This is a genomic window from Stenotrophomonas sp. SKA14 (assembly GCF_000158575.1).
In the GTDB taxonomy this organism is placed as follows: Bacteria; Pseudomonadota; Gammaproteobacteria; order Xanthomonadales; family Xanthomonadaceae; genus Stenotrophomonas; species Stenotrophomonas forensis.
In genome coordinates, this window is sequence record NZ_DS999412.1 from 1,898,175 (window position 1) to 1,915,833 (window position 17,659).

Sequence of the window (17,659 nt, forward strand, 5' to 3'; positions counted from 1 at the left end):
GGGTTGCAGCGGAGTGGTTCATCTTCGGGACGTCCTTGGCGTTGATCCATCAAGATGACCAGAAGATGAACGAGTGCCCTGATTCCGTCAACTCCGCGTGAATGGCCGGGGTGCAGCGCCCGGGCGCCTCCGGGTACGGACGCCCCGCCGGGGCGGGGCGTCCACCGGGCGGACGAGGTTACTTCGCGCCGAAGTCGTACTGTGCCTGCACGTAGATTGCGCGCCCGTAGGCGTTGTACAGGGAGTTGTTGTACGGCACATCGATATTGCCGGCGTAGGAGTGCTGCTGGTTGTCCGGCACCTTGTTGAACAGGTTGTTGACCATCAGCGAGAGCGTCAGGTTGTCCATGGCGCGGTAGTTCACGCTCAGGTTGTACGTGGTGTACGAGCCCCACTTGCCGGCCTTGTAGCCGGAGGTCGGGTCGACATAGTCGTAGCCGCGGCCCAGGTAGGCCATGTAGTTCGGCGTGCGGCCGATGTAGTTGAAGTACAGCGTGGTGGTGAACTTGTCGATCGCCCAGCCCACCGAGCCGTCGGCCCGGACCTTGGCATAGGAGTCGTACACCCACATCGCGTACGGGTTGCCCAGCAGGTCCAGGAACGGGTCGTTGAGCTGCGGCTGCAGTTCACGCTTGAGCATGTTGGTGTAGTTGCTGGAGAACTGTAGCGAGCCGAAGCGGCCGATGTCCTGCACGTACTTGAAGCTGGCGGTTACCGCTTCCAGGTTCTGCCGCGCAACGTTCAGCTTCGGCGTGTAGATCTCTTCCAGGGCGCCGGTGGCATCGCGGGTGACCCAGTTGGCCACCTCGTCGCAGGTGGCGCCGGCGGTGTTGGTCAGGCCGTTGCGGCAGTAGTACTCGGCCAGCAGCAACTGGTCGGAACTGAGGGTGTTGACCTCGTTCTTGATCTTCCAGTTGTAGTAGTCCAGCGACACTGACAGATTGCTGATCGGCGCCCAGACCAGGCCCGCGTTCCAGACGTCGGCAGTGATCGGCTTCAGCTCCGGATTGCCCGACTGCGTGCCGAACACCGATACGCTGCCGTAGCGGCAATCGACCGTGTTGGACGGATCGAAACCGAGCTGGCCGCAGCGGTAGTAATCCTTGGAGCCATTGGCGTAGTAACCGCTCTTGCCCTGGAAGGCGTCGGGCAGGGAGGGTGCGCGGAACGCGGTGCCGTACTTGCCGCGGACCAGCAGGCTTTCAAACGGACGGAACTCCAGGCCGATGCTGTAGGTGGGCTTGTCGACGGTATGGCCGGCGATCTTGAAGTTGTCGTAGCGGCCGGACGCGGTCACCGTCAGCATGTCGTGCAGGGGCAGGCGCAGTTCGCCGGTCACCGCATAGTTGCTGCGGTGGCCGTTGCCCGCCACGGCGGTGGTGGCGAACACCGTGCCGTCGGTGAGGCGCGCATCCGGGGTGTAGGTCCAGCCTTCGCTGCCGCCTTCAACCACGGCGGCGAATCCGGCGTCGCCGCCGGGCAGCTTGAACAGCGAACTGTTGGTGAGTTGGGCGCGGGTCTGGGTCTGCCAGGTGCGGCTGCGGCTGGTGGTGAAGCCGGTGAAGCTCTGGAAAGCGCCCTCCGGCAGCTTCGAATAGAAGGCTCCCCAGTTCGGGTTGTAGATGTTGTAGCCGTCATCGGTCTCACCCAGCACCGGGCCCAGCACGTTGTCGGCGAACCAGTTGTTGATCGGGTCATTCCAGCGCGCGTAGCCACGCTCGTTGAGCTTGTATTCGCCGCGGGTGATGCTGGCCTCGTAGTCCCAGTTGCTGCCGATCGCACCGCGTGCGCCCAGCGTGACCTGGTAGGACTTGCTGCGATCGGTATTCATGATGTCGCGGTAACCGCCACCACCGATGTCTTCGGGGGCGAACACGCGCTGCAGGCCGAGATAGCGGCCACTGGACTGATCGAAGAACGGACCCATGCTGATGTCCGTGCCCCAGTAGTTGTAGCCCGAGCCGGCGTTGTACTTGACGGTCTCATAGCTATAGAGCACATCGCCGAACAGCTGCAGGTTGTCATTCACATCGTAGGTCAGCGCCGAATAGAACTGGCTGCTTTCCTTGCTGTTCTTGATCGTCTTGTAGCCGGCACCGAACGCCGATCCGCAGGACTGTCCGGCCCGGCGCGTGCCCAGGATGGTGGTGCCGTCGAACTGCCCGGCGACGCCGGCGCAGTTGCCCGGGTCCATCATCAGGAAGTCATCGGTTTCAGCATCGAAGACCAGGAAGTCGTTCGAGGGCAGCTGACGGGTATAGCCGCGCGGATTGTTCTGCCTGGTGATGTCGCGCTGGTAGCCCCAGATCGGGTTGGTCTTCTCGTACTGCACGTTGACCAGCGCGCGGAAGCGATCATCGCGGCTGTTGAAGCCATTGGCCCCGCTGATGCGGAAGTTGGCGCCGCCGCCATCGGAATAGCCGCCGCCTCGGACATTCAGCGTGCCGCCGTCCATGCGCTCCTTCAGGATGATGTTGACCACGCCGGCGATGGCGTCCGAACCGTACAGCGAGGACTGGCCGCCCGGCAGGACTTCGATGCGGTCGACGATATCGATCGGGATGCCGCTGATGTTGTTGAACGCGTCGCTGCCGTTGTACAGCGCCGGGTAGGACAGCATCGGCCGGCCATTGATCAGGTACTTGGTGTAGCCCGGATTCAGGCCGAACATCCCGGCCGCTTCGGCGCCCTGGGTGAACGATGCGGAGGTCTGGCCGCCCTGCAGGCCGCCAGTGGTGAGCGAGGACTGCTGCAGCACTTCGGCAACGCTGGAGAAGCCGCGAGCCTGGATCGCCTCGGCGCTGATGGTCAGCACCGGCGTCTGGTTTTCGATCTGGGTCTGCGGGATCAGCGAACCGGTGACGGTGACCCGGTCGAGGTTGGTGGCTGCACTCTTGCTGTCCTGCGCGAGGGCGGCGGTGCTGGCGCTGGCAAGGAACAGGCCGCTGAGCACGGCGCAGGTGAGCGGATGGCGTGGGAACAAGAAGCGACTGCGAGACATGCGATTACTCCGTGTGATCGTAAGAACGCGTTTCCCCTTCCCGGGGCTCGGTTTATGTCCGGCCGCTCCTGCAGGCCTGCGGCGCGGTGTGCCTGAAACCTAACATGGGCTTAATCTGCATTGCACAGAGGTGTAACCGTAATTGACCGGTTCGGTCACAGTTCTGTGGGTGTTTTCTTTGGAAACAACGACTTGCGGATATAGTCCTGTTTTGCCAAATCTGGCGGAATGAATGAAAGTAAAATGAGTCGTCATTAACAATCGAGACGCTCTTTCATTTTCTGCCCGGTTACTCCAGGCAAAAAAAAGGCCCCGCCGAAGCGGGGCCTGGTCCAGACACGAAGTCCGGAAAACGACGGGATTACTTGCCGAAGTCGTACTTCATCTGCGCCTGGATGGAGCGGCCGTAGATGCTGTAGAAGGCACTGTTGTACGGGGCGCCATCGGTGCCCTCGTAGCTGTAGCGCTGGCCGGTCGGCATCTTGTTGAAGACGTTGTTGACCATCAGCGACAGGGTCAGGTCTTCCTGTGCGCGGTAGGCGAAGCTCATGTTGTACGTGGTGTACGAGCCCCACTTGCCGGCCTTGGCGCCGTAGCGGTTGGTGTAGTCGTAGCTGCGGCCCAGGTAGGCGACGTAGTTCGGCGTGCTGCCGACGTAGTTCGCGTACACCGTGGTGGTGAACTTGTCGATGTTCCAGGCTACCGACAGGTCGCCACGCACCTTGGCGTAGTTGTCGTAGTAGTACATGTTGTACGGATCGCTCAGCAGGTCGATCTTCTTGGCACCCGGCAGCGGCTGCAGCTCACGCTTCAGCATGTTGGTGTAGTTGCCGGAGAAGTTCAGCGAGCCGAAGCGGCCGATGTCCTGCTGGTATTTGGCGCTGACCGCCACCGCTTCCAGGTTCTGGCTGGCGACGTTTAGCTTCGGGGTGTAGACGCGGGTGATGGCGCCAGCGTTGTCACGGGTGATCCAGTTGGCAACATCCTGGCAGCTGGCCGAGGTGTTGTTGGCGGAACCGGTGGCGCAGGCGTATTCGGCCAGCAGCAGCTGGTCGCTGCTCAGGGTCTTGACCTCGTTCTTGATCTTCCAGTTGTAGTAGTCAACCGACAGCGAGAAGTTGCTGACCGGTGCCCACACAACGCCCGCGCTCCACACATCGGCGGTGATCGGCTTCAGGTCCGGGTTGCCGGACTTTTCGCTGTAGACCGAAGTGTTCTTGTAGTAGGGGCAGCGGTCGTCGTTCAGCGCGAAGCCCGCCTGGTTGCAGCGGTAGTAGTCGTTCTGGCTGGACGCGTACGAACCGCTCATGCCCTGGAAGGCATCGGACAGGGTCGGTGCGCGGAACGCGGTGCCGTACTTGCCGCGGAACAGCAGGCTTTCCAGCGGACGGAACTCGATACCGATGCTGTAGGTGGCCTTGTCGACGGTGTTGTCGGCGATCTTGAAGGCGTCGTAACGGCCCGACGCGCTGACCGTCACCATGTCGTGCAGCGGCATGCGCAGCTCGGAGGTCACCGCGTAGTTGCTGCGATGGCCTGCACCGGCCACGGCGGTGGTGCCCCACACGTTGCCGTCGATGAACGACTGGTTCGGGGTGTAGTTCCAGCCTTCGCTGCCGCCTTCCAGCACCACGGCCAGGCCTGCATCACCACCCGGCAGGCTGAACAGCGAGCCGTTGGTCAGCTGCACGCGGCCCAGGTTCTGCCAGGTCTTGCTGTGGTGGGTGCCGTAGCCGGTGAAGCTGCCGAACTCTTCCGGGGTGATCGGCGAGTAGAACGCGGCGTAGTTCGGGTTGTAGATGCCGAACTTGCCACCGGTCGTCGGGTCGGTGTAGGTGCCCAGCTGCTGGCCCAGGACGCGATCGGCGAAGAAGCCGTTGATCTTGTCCTTCCAGCGCACGAAGCGGTCCTGGTCCAGGCGGTACTCGCCGCGGGTGAAGCTGGCGCTGTAGTCCCAGTCACCGAACATGCCCTTCGCGCCCAGGGTGACCTGGTAGGAACGGCTGCGGTCCGCATTGAGGATGTTGTTGTAGTCGCCGACGCCGATTTCTTCCGGCGCGAAGGCGCGCTGCAGGTTCACCACCTTGCCCAGGCTCTGGTCGTAGAAGCCGCCCATGCCGGACTGCGTGCCCCACCACAGGGCGCTGGAGCCGGAGGTGAACTCGGTCTTTTCCTTGCTGTACAGCACATCGGCGAACAGCTGCAGGTTGTCGTTCACGTCGAAGGTCATGGTCGAGTAGAACTGACCGCTGTCCTTGGCGTTCTTCAGCGTCTTGTAGCCGGCGCTGTAGATCGAGCCGCAGGATTCGCCCTTGCCTTCACGGAAGCCGACGGTGGTGGTGCCGTCGTACAGGCCTGCGACGTTGGCGCAACGGCTCGGGTCCATCATGTAGTACTTGCCGCCGCCGGTGACCAGGAAGTCATTCGACGGAGCCTGCGGGCTGAAGCCGGCCGGGTTGTTCTGGCGGGTGATGTCGCGCTGGTAACCCCAGATCGGGTTGCCCTTTTCGTACTGCACGTTGACCAGTGCGTTGAAGCGGCCATCGACGGCGGTGAAACCGTGGGCGCCGCTGATGCGCAGGTTGCTGCCGCCACCTTCAGTGTAGGTGCCGCCACGGACGGTCATCGTGCCGCCGTCCATGTGTTCCTTCAGGATGATGTTGACCACGCCGGCGATGGCGTCCGAACCGTACAGGGAGGACTGGCCACCCGGCAGCACTTCGATGCGCTCGACGATGTCGACCGGAATGCCGCTGAGGTTGTTGAACGACTCGCTGCCGTTGTACAGCGCCGGATACGAGAGCATCGGGCGGCCGTTGATCAGGTACTTGGTGTAACCCGGGTTCAGACCGAACATGCCGGAAGCTTCGGCGCCCTGGGTGAAGGCACCCGAGGTCTGGCCGCCCTGCAGGCCGCCGGTGGTCAGCGACGACTGCTGCAGCACTTCGGCAACGCTGGTGAAGCCGCGTGCCTGGATGTCTTCGGAGGTGATGGACATCACCGGGGTCTGGGTTTCAACCTGGGTCTGCGGGATCAGCGAACCGGTGACGGTGATCTTGTCCAGGTTGGTCGCCTTGTCCTGGGCCATTGCCGGGGCGGCGGCCATCAGAGCGGAAATCAGGGCGACGGCGAGCGTGTTGCGACGTGCGGTGTTGCTTACGTATTTCATGTAGTTCCAATAGAGAGCAAAAACAAAATCGGCACTGCGCATGCGCCATCGTGCGCGCTGGAAACCAGCCCCGCAGCCCAAAACAGTGCTTCAGGAACGTAACATGAACTTAACAATCTGTGCACGAATCCGTAGCAATCCTGAATTTCAGTCAGGCTACGTCCAGCTTGTATGATGTTGGGTTATCCCCCCTGATTCCGCTGGTGCCCGTTGTGAACAGTTCTCTCCGCCGTCCCCATGCCAGCCAGGTCCAGAAGGGGCTGACGCCGCATGCCCGCATCCGCAACGTGATCGCGGTTGGTTCGGGCAAGGGCGGCGTCGGCAAGTCGACGACCGCGGTCAACCTGGCCGTTGCGCTGCAGCAGTTGGGTGCGCGTGTAGGCGTGCTGGATGCGGACATCTACGGTCCCAGCGTACCGGCCATGCTGGGCCTGTCCGGCCGTCCGGAAAGCCCTGACAACAAGAGCATCGAGCCGCTGCGTGCGTTCGGCGTGGATACCATGTCGATCGGCTATCTGATCGAAGAGGACACGCCGATGATCTGGCGCGGCCCGATGGCCACCTCGGCGATGACCCAGCTGTTCAACGACACCCTGTGGGATGACCTGGACTTCCTGCTGATCGACCTGCCGCCGGGCACCGGTGACATCCAGCTGACCCTGACCCAGAAGATCCCGCTGGCCGGTGCGGTGATCGTCACCACGCCGCAGGACATCGCCACGCTGGATGCGAAAAAGGCGCTGAAGATGTTCGAGAAGGTCGAAGTGCCGGTGCTGGGCATCGTCGAGAACATGGCCGTGCATACCTGCAGCAACTGCGGGCACGTCGAGCACCTGTTCGGCGAAGGCGGTGGCGAACGCATGGCGGCGCAGTACGGCGTGCCGCTGCTGGGCTCGCTGCCGCTGCAGATCGGCATCCGCGAGCAGGGCGACGCCGGTACCCCGATCACCGTGGCGCAGCCCGATTCGGTGCCGGCCCAGGCCTACCGCCATGCCGCACAGCGCCTGGTCGAGGAAGTCGGCAAGCGCCCGCGCGCGTCGATCCCGATCCTGTCTTCGCTGCTGTAAGTGCCCGCGCAGGGGCCGCCGGCCACGTCCGGCCCCCTGCTAGAATCCTCGCGCCCCCTCGCATTCCCAGGACAAAGCATGAGCATCAAGAGTGACCGTTGGATCCGCCGCATGTCCGAGCAGCACGGCATGATCGAGCCGTTCGAGGCCGGGCAGGTCAAGCAGGCCAACGGCGAGCGCATCGTCAGCTATGGCACCTCCAGCTATGGCTATGACGTGCGCTGCTCGCGCGAGTTCAAGGTGTTCACCAACATCAACTCGACGATCGTCGATCCCAAGCACTTCGACCCGGGCAGCTTCGTGGATATCGTCGGCGACGAGTGCATCATCCCGCCGAACAGCTTCGCGCTGGCCCGGACCGTCGAGTACTTCCGCATCCCGCGCGACACCCTGGTGGTGTGCCTGGGCAAGAGCACCTACGCGCGCTGCGGCATCATCGTCAACGTGACCCCGCTGGAGCCGGAATGGGAAGGCCACGTGACCCTGGAATTCAGCAACACCACGCCGTTGCCGGCGCGCATCTACGCCAACGAAGGCGTGGCCCAGATGCTGTTCTTCCAGGCGGCATCCGATGACATCTGCGAGACGTCGTACAAGGATCGTGGCGGCAAGTACCAGGGCCAGACCGGCGTAACCCTGCCGCGGACCTGATGACGGTGGGCCGGTACTGGAGCCGAGCCATGCTCGGCTCTACATGAAGGAAGGCGGCGCAATGCGCCGCCTTCGTCATTTCCCGCGACCGAACAGCATCGCGATGCCGACGCCCACCAGTGCCACCGGCCACCAGGTCAGCAGCAGCTTGGACAGGTTCAGGTGCGTCCAGCCGAGGTTGCTGGCGAGCATGAACAGGCCGATCAGGATCAGCAGGATGGCGGCAACGAGGTTGAATCGCATCGGGTCGGCGAAGGCTCAGGAATGGGCCGGATATCCTAGCCGGTCCTTCCAGTAGGCGACATGCTGGTCCAGCGCCGACGGCTCATAGCGGTGCGCCGGGCCGCTGCCCCAGACCGGGCCCGGCCACGCCGGATCGCCGTCATGGCGGCCGATCACGTGGAAATGCAGCTGGCGCACGATGTTGCCCAGCGCGCCGATGTTGATCTTCTCCACGCCATCGGCGCCCTTCAGGGCCTTGCAGGCGCGGTTGAGCTCGGTGCGCAGCTTGTCCTGCTGCTCGCCGTCCAGCTCGATCCACTCGGTCACCCCGGCCAGGCGCGGTACCAGCACCAGCCAGGGGAATCGTTCGTCGTTCATCAGCCGCACTTGCGACAACGGTCCTTCGGCCACCAGCACGCTATCGGTGGCCAGGCGTGAATCGAGTTCGAATTCGCTCATCCAAGATGCTCCGAGAAGAAGTCCAGGGTGCGTTGCAGCGCCAGGGTGGCGCTGTCTGGATCATACGCATGTCCGACCTCCCGATTGAAGGCGTGGTCGGCCGGATAGACGAAGGTGGCCATCTGCGGCAGTTTTTCGCGGTGGGCCTGGACCGCCTCTGGCGGAATGCTCTTGTCCTGGGCACCGAAGTGGAAGATCACCGGGGCCTTGGGCGTTTCATCGAGGAACTGCACGTTGCGCGCACCGTAGTAGCTGACCGAGGGCAGGCCCAGGCGCACTGCCGACAACATCGCCACGGTGCCGCCCCAGCAGTAGCCGACCGTGCCGACCTTGCCGTAGGGGGCAAGCCGGGTTGCCGCGGCGCGAACCACTTCCAGTGCCTTCTCCATGCCCAGCGCGGCGACCCGTTCCAGGCCGTCCTTCACGCCCTCGGGGCTGTAGGGGAGGGCGTCGGGGTCGGCATCGGGGCCGTCGACCAGGTCAAAGAACGACGGCGCCAGCACCGCGTAGCCCTCGGCGGCGAAGCGCTCGGCCACGCTGCGGATGTGCGGGTTGGCGCCGAAGATTTCCTGCACCACCACCAGCCCGCCACGCGCGGTGCCCTCCGGCAGGGCCTGCCAGGCCCGTACCGGGCCGTGATGCGTATCCAGGGTGATCCACTCGGCCATCGTCAACTTCCTCGTTGCAGGGAACAGGACTGCATTGTCGGCGCTGCGCGGGTTAGCGGCGTGTCAGCGGCTGTGCGGGATCGGGCGGCTGGCCGTTCAGAGCGCGGCGGCCAACCCCGGTATACTGGCGCCCTTTCAGGCCCCGGCCCCCAGGAACCCCTGCCATGCCGGCAGGGGCCCAGGCCCCCAGAGTCCCGCGATTCCATGTCCCAGCTGAACCCCAAAGTCGGCTTCGTCAGCCTTGGCTGCCCTAAAGATCGGTGAAATATACTCCTGCTGCCGGGTCACTTGTTCGCGCCCGGCTTCTGCAGCACCCGCATATGGCCCTTGCCGATCAGGAAGTTTCGGTAGGCCAGTACCGACGCATCCCACGCGGCCTTCGCTACCTCCGGGCCGGCAGCCAGCACGCGACCATCCGCGTCCACCACCGCCAACGATGCCGGTCGGCCGTCGGAGCCCACCACCGTAATGCCTTCGAACACCACCGCAGAAATGACTGGTGGGGCCTGTTCGTTGTCGCACTTCATGCCGCGTCCCTCATCAAGCTCATCACCAGGGCCTTCGCCGTGCGGTTCGGTACCGCGTTGCCGATCTGCTTTGTGATCTCGGTGGCGGTACCGGCGAAGTCGTAGACCTCGCCCTCGTCATCGAACGACGTGGCGCGGGCAAGTTCGCGCCAGTGCAGCATTCGGTAGTTGATGTCGATCACCACCTCGTCGGCCAGCTCGGCGGCCGGCTGTGCCAACCCCAGCTCACCACGGTTGGCGCCGGTGATTGTGGGGAGCGGTTCGTCCATGCCGTGCGTCCGGACATCGCCGTGATGCGTGACAGGCAGCGTGAACGGCTCCGCCAGTGCCAACGACTCCGACGTGGTGATCGTCGCCAGCGGTTCGCTGACGGCCCGCATGTCCCGTGTCCGGCCCGCACCAACGTTGCCGCGCATCACGATGGGTTCCGCGAGCGCGACCTCGTTGGAGCCAGTGAGCGCCGGTACCGGATCACTGGCGTCAAGGATCCTGCTGGCAGGATCGCGGCCGTCGCTGTCGCCATGGCCGGCGCGCATCAGCACAGGCTCGGCCAGGCCGAACCGTGCCTTGGTCGTTACTGCCGGTACGGGCTCCGCGATCGAGGACGCGGTGAGCCCTGATCCGCCGCCGTAGTACGGCGCCACCAGCGGCATGGCCACCGCCTGGTCGCCGCCCTTGGCGGTGGTCACCGTGCGTATCGGCTCGGCCACCGAGCGGGGCACGCCCGCGCTGCTGGTGTTCGAAGTCGGGACGATGATGGGTTCCACCAATTGCGGCCGCGCACAACCGGGGCGCTGGCTGCCCGCGCCGCCGGTTGTGATGGTCGGTAAGGGCTGGTCCAGGTCGCGGGCTACGCCGCCGCTGCTGGTCGCCAGCACCAGCCCCACATGGGTGCCGCCGGCCGTGAGGGTCGGCACGGGCTCGTCCGTGGACCGAGAAGCGGACTGCAGGTGTTGCTCGCTGGTGCCGCGCAGGTTCAGCAGCATCGAGTCGGCGTGGACCAAGCCCAGCTCGACGGCCTCTTTCCGAGTGAACACCAGACGCGGTTGCCTGCCGTCGAGGAGCGCCTGCACGGCGTCGACGTAGGGCTGGGGCCAGTTGTACTTCACGGAGCCCGCGAGGATGCGGCGAAGAGTATTCGGCTTCAGCGCCTTCTTCCGGTGGAAGATGCTCTTGCCGGTCATGGTCCAGTCGATAACCTCGCGTGCACCGCGCCACCGCTGGCGGGTACCGAACAGGTCGGTACCGCCCACGCGGTCGTGAGTGAACTCGGGCCACGTCAGGCGCTTCCCGTCGCTCCGGCCGATCAGGAAGAAGCGACGACGGGTGGTCGGGTCGCCATAGTCGGCGCAGCAGACCACCTTCCAGTCGACCTTGAAGCCCACCGCTTCCAGCGCCGCTACCCAGGCGCGGAAGTATTCGCCCTTGCGGCTCGGGATAGGCCGGCCGGTAACCAGGCTGCAGGGGCCCCAGTCCATGAACTCCGGCACGTTCTCGACCAGGATGCGCGCGACACGCAGCTCGGTGCACCAGCGGACCACGTGCCACGGATCCATGCGCTGCTGATCGTGCACAGGACGGCCGCCGCGGGCCCTGCTATGGAACACGCATGAGGGCGCAGCGATGAGCAGGTCGAGGCGCCCCTCGGGCACCAGCGAGAGAGGCAGGGCGGATTCCAGATCAGCGCAGTGGATGCGGTCAGCATCTTCCCGATGGTTGCGGCGGTTCGTCTCGATGGCCACCGGCCAGTGATTCACGCCGATCAGCTTCACCGGCCGATTGAGCTGCCGCATGGCGCGCTTGGCGCCATTCGACAGGCCACCAGCACCGCAGAACAGGTCGCCGATGAGGGCCGGCCGGGTGCGTGTCTTGGTCCGCGTGACGCGGATCTCGGGCGAGCGGGAGCCGTCAGCCATTGGTAGGTTCCTTCATGAAACAGATCCAGTGCGTGCCGGCGCGCTTGCCGGATGGGTGCCCGAAAAGAGGAACTGCATCGGTCAGGGCCAGTACGTCCCGCGTGGCCACCTGGACTTCAGACCATTTGAAGATCAGAACGCCCTCGGGGCGAAGCACGCGGAAGCACTCCGCAAACCCCGCACGCAGGTCCGCACGCCAGTCCTTACTGAGCCGGCCGTACTTGGCGGCCAGCCAACTGTCTCTGCCAGCGCGCACCAGGTGCGGCGGATCGAACACCACCAGCGGGAACGAGTCGTCGGCGAAGGGCAAAGCACGGAAGTCCAGCAGGCAGTCCGGGTGGATGGACAGCACGCGGGTGCCATCGGCGCGGTGGGTGCGGTCGATCACCGTGATGGTTTCGTGCCGCAGGTCGCCGAACAGGACACGCTGGTCGCTGGGGTCGAACCACATCATGCGGCTGCCGCAGCACGGGTCTAGCACGGCGGGAAGCTGGTCAGCCATTCGCTGCCGCCTCCCGGCCGCCAGCCTGGATCGTCAGGATCTCATCGACCGACAGCCCCTTGCGGTATGCCACCGCCCGCGCCTCAGCGGCCGCGACGAACTGTCGACCGTCTGCAGAGCCGAGCCAGTTGGCCAAATGGTCGAACACCTCGATTTCCAGCGCATCCCGGCACACCGTTGGTTTCTCCCAGTCCGCACTGGTCAAATAGTCGGATGACCGGAAGCCGCGGTTGCAGAACGAATGGCGGCGATTCTGCTCGTGCCACTTCCTGAGCACGCTGCAGTCGAAGAGTGGGTCGTTGGTCGTAGGGCCCTTCACCCGCAGGTGCCAGATGATAGAGCCGCCCACGTTGGTGCCCAGCCAGGTGACGAAGGTTGCCGCGATCCGCGAATAGCGGTCGGTCAGTAGAACCGGCATGTTGTGGAGGATGTGACCCAGGGGGCCTGCGAGCTGCTCCTCATCGTCCAGATCCCAGTGGTCTTCGCACTGCGCGCGCACCAGTAGGTGCCACTGGTCCCGGTAGGCATGCTCGGCCGGGTGGTGCTCCCGCGAGCGCGTCGGGAGCGACGGCTCGTGGCTCAGAACTTCGCATGCACCGATCACGCCGGCACCCCCGACGGGCCATTGCCCACCGCATGGCTGCCTATCAAGGCGCGAAACTCGGCGATGACCTCGGTCGCGATGCGCTCCACGTAGGTGCGCTCATGCTTCTTCACGTGCTCATGTCGCCCGCTCAGCATGTTGCCGGCCACGTAGTCGGCATCGCACGCGGCAACGAACTGCATCACCGTGCGGTCGCCCATAGCGCCCCAGAACCCGCACCATGCCTGCCCGTAGCAGGTCACCACGATTCGGCCACGCCCCAGCTCGTAGTCCTGCACGAAAACGTTGATCGGATCGAGCCCATTGCGACGTGGGATCTCGACCAGGCGGATGCCGTGCGGCATCTGCCCCAGGTCCACGGGCTGCGCAGCCGCATCGGCACGCGCCGCTTTCCAGAACGGCTCAGCCCAGTGACCGGCCGGCGGCGGCGTGTGGCCCTGCGCGCCGACCATCAACGTGCCGGTGATCACGTCGCACACGCGGGCGCGGATACCTGCCGGGTCGGCATCGAGCGAGTAGGGCAGGTCCAAGGCCTGCGCAGGCACGGATGCATCGGCGCTGCCCGGCAGCGGGGTGTCGAAGTGCAGCGCGTTCTTGGCTTCCTGCTTCGCCCTGATCTTCGCCATCACATCGGGCTGGTTGATGCGAGCCAGCTCGGCGTCGCCAGCAGTGTGCATGTCGAGGCCCGCCACCCAGCAGTAGCCGGCCAGGGTGACCATGACTCCGCCGACCTCCTGCGCCGGATCGCCGTCCGGGCGACCGAACACGTAGTCAACCAGGGTGGGCACGCGCGCCTTGTCGTAGCCGTGAGCCTGCAGCAGTTCCAGCACTTCTTCCAGCAGGCGGTCGCCGCGCTCGGTCATGTTGCTGTAGAGCGACGGCAGGAAGCACTGGCCCATCCACTCGGCAACGCCAGCCTGGAAGCTGCTCCCCACCGGCTGGCGGGAGGCGAGTGCAGCCTGCAACGTCTGCAGCTCTTGCGGTGCGACGACGACCCCGGTAGCAAGGGCCGATCCGCCGCTCGCCGTGTCACGGAACCAACGCGCTTGCGGACGGGCAAGCAACGTATCGAGGAGGTGGGCAGGGTTCATCGTGCGGCCTCCTTCTTGGCGCGGATCTCGGTGCGATCGATCTCGATCTCTTCCGGCGCATCGAATGCCAGGCGGACCTGGCCGTTCCTGATCTCGGTGACAACAATGCGGATGTTTTCCCCGATAACGATGGACTCGCCGGGGCGGCGCGTGAGGATGAGCATGTGGGTTCTCCAAATTCCATGGAGCCGGCCGCCGGCGCGGCCGGCGTATCAGACGTAGCGGGTCAGGCGGAATGCCTGCTCGAGGGCGTCGAACAGCGCGCCGACCTCACCGACCTGCAGCACGAACCGGGCATCGATCTCGGCCCGTCGGCTGTCCACGTCAGTGACATCGAGCTGATCCACGGCCCCCTCGAGGAAGCGCAGCTTGCGGACGGTCAGATCCTCACCGAGGAGGAACGACAGCCGATCCCTGAACACGAGCCCCAGTTTCGTGACCTGCTTTCCTGCGTCCAGGTGCTTGTCGATCTCGTCGCAGCGCAGCTCCTGGTTGTTGCACTTCACCACTGCGCCGCCCTGTACGGGATCACGCAGCTCCGCTTCCTCGCCGAGGCTCATCCCTTCGGGCAACGGCTCGCCGGCGATCCAGCCCGTCAGAACGGCACGGGGGGACACCTCTGCGTTGACCGGCATGGCAGGGAAGGAGCCGAGTGCGCCCCGGATGGCGGACATCATGTTTTCGCCGGTCTTGCGGCTGGACGTGTCGACAAACACCACGCCGCGCGCGTGGTCGAGGTACATGTCGTTCCGCCGATAGGTCACGAATGCTTTGGGCAGCAGCTCGTGTAGCAGATCGTCCTTGATACGCTTCCGCTCGCGGCCACCTGGTCGGCGCCCCTCGCTTTCCTCGATTTCGGCCAGCTTGCGCTCGAGCATCTGATGGATGACGGCTGCCGGAAGGATCTTCTCCTCTTCGCCGATGGTCAGCCACAGCGCCCCAGCGACCTCGTGGGAAAGCGGCTCGCCATCACCGCGGCCGAAAGGCGACACGAAGCCTGCGGAGTTGTACTCCAGCGGTCCGACCGGCTTGAGGGCGGATGCCTCGAGGCCATCCTGCAGCTCGAACATCGTGATCTGCGGCGCGCGGAACATGGTCAAATTGCGAAAGAACATGTGATTCTCCTTCTCGCCGCGTCAGGCGTTTTCGTGGTCGGCCATGGCCCAGTGGATTTCACGGCACGCCACCATGTCGGCGTGAGCTGTGTGAGCGCCGTCGAACTCGCGCCCCAGGAAATGCCTGTGCGCGTCGATCAGCTTCGGATTCTTGGTCATGCCCATCAGCGCCTTGGCCGCCTTGGCGGTGCACTGCGCGGTGCCTGCCTTCCATTCGTCCGCGACTTGTGCCGTCGCATAGCGCTTCAACGCGATGCGGAGGATCCGGGCATCGAAAGATTCGACATGGCCAATGCGGACATCCGACAACCGCCACATGTCGAGCACCAGCTCGGTCACAAGGCTTTCGTCAAGGCCACATTGCTCGGCCTGCTCGTTGGTGATCCCGTGAATGCGAGTTACTTCCTCGGGTATGGTCCAGCCGTCCGGCTTCACGAGCACATCGATGGACGAGATCACTTTGCGGGTGGTCGCATTCACCAGCGATGCGGCGACCTGCACCAGGTGCGGCTGGTGGGGAGCGTCGGACGGTTCGCTGAAAGCTGGGAGGCCGGTGGTTTCAGTGTCGTAGAAGAAAATCAGGGACATCGTTGATCTCCAATCAGGCGCGGAAGCGCCAAAGGGGTTTGAGGGAGCAGTTGGATGAGGCCGCCGGGGCTGCGCCGGCCTTCTCGATGCGCTTCTTGATCGATGCGCGTTTAGTCACGGCGCCCCAGCTCCGTGCGTCTGGCGGCGGTGGCAGCCCATTTGCTTCTGCCCAGCGCCTCGCCTCCTCGATGAGGAAAGGCTCGGCATGCTGGCGGGCGAACGCGACCAGCAATCCCAGTGCCTGTCCGCTCCACTCGCTTTCAACCCGGTTGGCGTGGTTGACCGCGCGCTCCATTCCGAGCTGTGCGCGTTCAAGCGCAGGCGTGAAATCAATCGCGAGCTGTCGGCACGCTGGTTCGTGGTTTCGCATGTGATACCTCGTGTGCACAGGTGGGGGCTATGCGGCGGCGCCGAGCCAGACAACATCCACGCCTTCGCCCAGGTCGGGGCGTTCCTTCAAGGTGCCTGCGACGATCACCGTGTCGACATGGCCTTCCGCCACCAGGTGATCCATCCAATCCAGTGCATCCCCGCGCGCCAGTGGTGAAAGCACGTCGAAGCGGTCGAGCATCAGGATGCGGGCACCGGCAAGCTCTGCGATGGCGGCCGCGAACATGGCGTCAGCTCGCCACTGCTCAGATTCGGAAACCAGCGCGTAAGGACGGCCGCCGTAGGTCAGGGTGATGTCGCGGGTGACGGCTGCGGGTCGCCAGCCGGCGACGGAAGCGGCCGCGGCAAGAGTGGCGTTCACCGGGTCCAGCGCTCGGGCCAGCAGGATCGAGGGAATGCCCTCGGGTGCCAGGTTCTCCTCGGCCAGCTTCCATGCGGCCGCATCACGGTGATGGCGCGCGGCCTGTTCAGTGCGGTGCTTCGCACGTTCGTGCTGTGCCCGAGCATCGAGGAGGGCGCGGTGTGCGCGTTCGTGCTGCTGCAGTAACTCATTCACATCAGCCAGCAGATCCGGTGCGCGCAGCTCCTCGTCAGTGGGAGCTTCGGGAAGGTTGGCCAGCGTGGACGCGGCGGCCTGTGCGCAGGCGAGTGCCCGGCGAGCAACCTGCAGTTGCGTGTTGGCGTCATGGGCCCGCACCTTGGCGGCGGCGAGGTCGTTGCGCACCTTCTGCACGTCGGTGCCGTCGGATTCGGTGGCGGCGACGAGGCGCTGCCCATCGATCCGGACCGACTTTCCGCAGCATGGGCATGGGACGCCGCCACTGGCACCGGGCTGCAGTTGCACCTGCAGCTTTGCGACCGCTGCCGCCGCGTCGTCGTACACCTGCTGGGCCATGGCGAGGTCGCCCTCTGCTTTACCCTGACCGTCGGACTGCGCCTGCAACTCTGCCAGCTTGTCCGGTGGCAGCATGGCTTCAACCTTGGCAATCGCCGCGTGCAGCGGAGCCACGCGCGCCCGGAGATCAGCGATGGCAGCGGCGTGCTCGTCAATGGCGGCCTGGTCGGGCTCCTCGACCTCAACCGTTGCGGCCCAGCCCTCCGCCTTGGTGGAACCGTAGTTCTCACCGCTCACCGCGCGCCAAGCGCCGCGCGCTTCAGTGGCCTTGTCTCGAGCGTGGGCCGCCGCCGCCTCGAACCCGGCGCGCAGACGTGGCAACAGGTCTTGAATGATGTCAGCGCGAATGCCCTGGGCCTTCATCTGCTCGGAGACAGCCTCGCCATTCGCCTTTACACCGGCGATGGCAAAGAGCAACTTCCGGCGATCCTTGTCATCCAGCCGTGCGAACTGTGATGCCTCGAGGCAGAGGTCGAGGTGCGGGCTTTCCGGAGCATCACCCGTAAGCTTTGCCGTGGACACGGTGCGGCGCAGCGGGTTTCCGTCGACCTCCACCTGGACATAGCCTTTGCTGGCACCCTCGGTCAGCAGCAGGTTGCGGTCCGCAACTCTGGTGACGCCTCGGGGCATTGCGCCGGTCAAGGCGAAGCGGACGGCCTGCAGCAAGCTGGACTTGCCGTCGCCATTCCCGCCAGCGACGAACAAGACAGGCTCAGTAAGGGCGTGCTGAAAGTGGGGAAGGCCAAGGAAGTTGGATACGGTAATTCCGGTGATACGCATAATTGCTCCTGCAT

17 protein-coding genes are annotated in these 17,659 nt (G+C 64.8%); 2 read left to right on the forward strand and 15 right to left on the reverse strand.

Going from position 1 to position 17,659, the window contains the following annotated elements; genetic code table 11:
- Positions 1-178: 178 nt before the first annotated feature.
- Both SSKA14_RS08570 and SSKA14_RS08575 read right to left on the reverse strand, forming a co-directional pair.
- Positions 179-3,001, reverse strand: a complete 2,823-nt coding sequence (locus SSKA14_RS08570) for a TonB-dependent receptor (protein WP_040007327.1) — start codon at positions 2,999-3,001, stop codon at positions 179-181.
- 361 nt (positions 3,002-3,362) lie between these two features.
- Complete coding sequence (locus SSKA14_RS08575) at positions 3,363-6,170, reverse strand: TonB-dependent receptor (protein ID WP_040007328.1); 2,808 nt, start codon at positions 6,168-6,170, stop codon at positions 3,363-3,365.
- A 212-nt stretch (positions 6,171-6,382) separates the two neighbouring features.
- Here SSKA14_RS08575 and apbC point away from each other — a divergent pair, with 212 nt between their 5' ends.
- On the forward strand, positions 6,383-7,237 hold the full coding sequence (apbC, locus tag SSKA14_RS08580; RefSeq protein WP_006459367.1) for an iron-sulfur cluster carrier protein ApbC: 855 nt from the start codon (positions 6,383-6,385) through the stop codon (positions 7,235-7,237).
- Between the two features lie 78 nt (positions 7,238-7,315).
- Positions 7,316-7,888, forward strand: coding sequence for a dCTP deaminase (dcd, locus tag SSKA14_RS08585; RefSeq protein WP_008266044.1), 573 nt, complete (start codon positions 7,316-7,318; stop codon positions 7,886-7,888).
- 75 nt (positions 7,889-7,963) lie between these two features.
- On the opposite strand, the gene SSKA14_RS23955 is transcribed toward dcd, so the two are convergent.
- From SSKA14_RS23955 to SSKA14_RS08655, 13 genes are all read right to left on the reverse strand, one after another.
- On the reverse strand, positions 7,964-8,131 hold the full coding sequence (locus SSKA14_RS23955) for a DUF5668 domain-containing protein (RefSeq protein WP_005410498.1): 168 nt from the start codon (positions 8,129-8,131) through the stop codon (positions 7,964-7,966).
- Between the two features lie 15 nt (positions 8,132-8,146).
- A complete protein-coding gene (locus tag SSKA14_RS08595) occupies positions 8,147-8,569 on the reverse strand; it encodes an HIT family protein (protein WP_006459301.1) in 423 nt (140 codons plus the stop codon).
- Positions 8,566-9,237, reverse strand: coding sequence for a dienelactone hydrolase family protein (locus SSKA14_RS08600; protein WP_008267342.1), 672 nt, complete (start codon positions 9,235-9,237; stop codon positions 8,566-8,568). The genes SSKA14_RS08595 and SSKA14_RS08600 overlap by 4 nt, the downstream gene beginning before the upstream one ends.
- Before the next feature lie 284 nt (positions 9,238-9,521).
- The gene (locus tag SSKA14_RS08605) at positions 9,522-9,764 is read right to left on the reverse strand and encodes a hypothetical protein (protein WP_008266822.1); all 243 of its coding nucleotides are present in this window, start codon (positions 9,762-9,764) and stop codon (positions 9,522-9,524) included.
- Positions 9,761-11,680 (reverse strand): DNA cytosine methyltransferase, encoded by a 1,920-nt coding sequence (locus SSKA14_RS08610; RefSeq protein WP_050413354.1) that lies wholly within the window; start codon positions 11,678-11,680, stop codon positions 9,761-9,763. The genes SSKA14_RS08605 and SSKA14_RS08610 overlap by 4 nt, the downstream gene beginning before the upstream one ends.
- Positions 11,673-12,182, reverse strand: coding sequence for a class I SAM-dependent methyltransferase (locus SSKA14_RS08615; RefSeq protein WP_040007329.1), 510 nt, complete (start codon positions 12,180-12,182; stop codon positions 11,673-11,675). The genes SSKA14_RS08610 and SSKA14_RS08615 overlap by 8 nt, the downstream gene beginning before the upstream one ends.
- Entirely contained in the window at positions 12,175-12,786 is a 612-nt protein-coding gene (locus SSKA14_RS08620; RefSeq protein WP_040007330.1) for a hypothetical protein, read from the reverse strand. Before SSKA14_RS08620 ends, SSKA14_RS08615 begins: the two co-directional genes overlap by 8 nt.
- Positions 12,783-13,877, reverse strand: coding sequence for a hypothetical protein (locus SSKA14_RS23960; RefSeq protein WP_198283598.1), 1,095 nt, complete (start codon positions 13,875-13,877; stop codon positions 12,783-12,785). The genes SSKA14_RS08620 and SSKA14_RS23960 overlap by 4 nt, the downstream gene beginning before the upstream one ends.
- Complete coding sequence (locus SSKA14_RS08635; RefSeq protein WP_008268134.1) at positions 13,874-14,041, reverse strand: carbon storage regulator; 168 nt, start codon at positions 14,039-14,041, stop codon at positions 13,874-13,876. The genes SSKA14_RS23960 and SSKA14_RS08635 overlap by 4 nt, the downstream gene beginning before the upstream one ends.
- A gap of 48 nt (positions 14,042-14,089) precedes the next feature.
- Positions 14,090-14,992, reverse strand: coding sequence for a recombination-associated protein RdgC (locus tag SSKA14_RS08640; protein WP_008266236.1), 903 nt, complete (start codon positions 14,990-14,992; stop codon positions 14,090-14,092).
- Between the two features lie 21 nt (positions 14,993-15,013).
- Positions 15,014-15,580, reverse strand: a complete 567-nt coding sequence (locus SSKA14_RS08645; RefSeq protein ID WP_008267702.1) for a 3'-5' exonuclease — start codon at positions 15,578-15,580, stop codon at positions 15,014-15,016.
- A gap of 13 nt (positions 15,581-15,593) precedes the next feature.
- Complete coding sequence (locus SSKA14_RS08650; RefSeq protein WP_157635919.1) at positions 15,594-15,950, reverse strand: hypothetical protein; 357 nt, start codon at positions 15,948-15,950, stop codon at positions 15,594-15,596.
- A 27-nt stretch (positions 15,951-15,977) separates the two neighbouring features.
- A complete protein-coding gene (locus SSKA14_RS08655) occupies positions 15,978-17,645 on the reverse strand; it encodes an AAA family ATPase (RefSeq protein WP_157635920.1) in 1,668 nt (555 codons plus the stop codon).
- Positions 17,646-17,659: the final 14 nt, after the last annotated feature.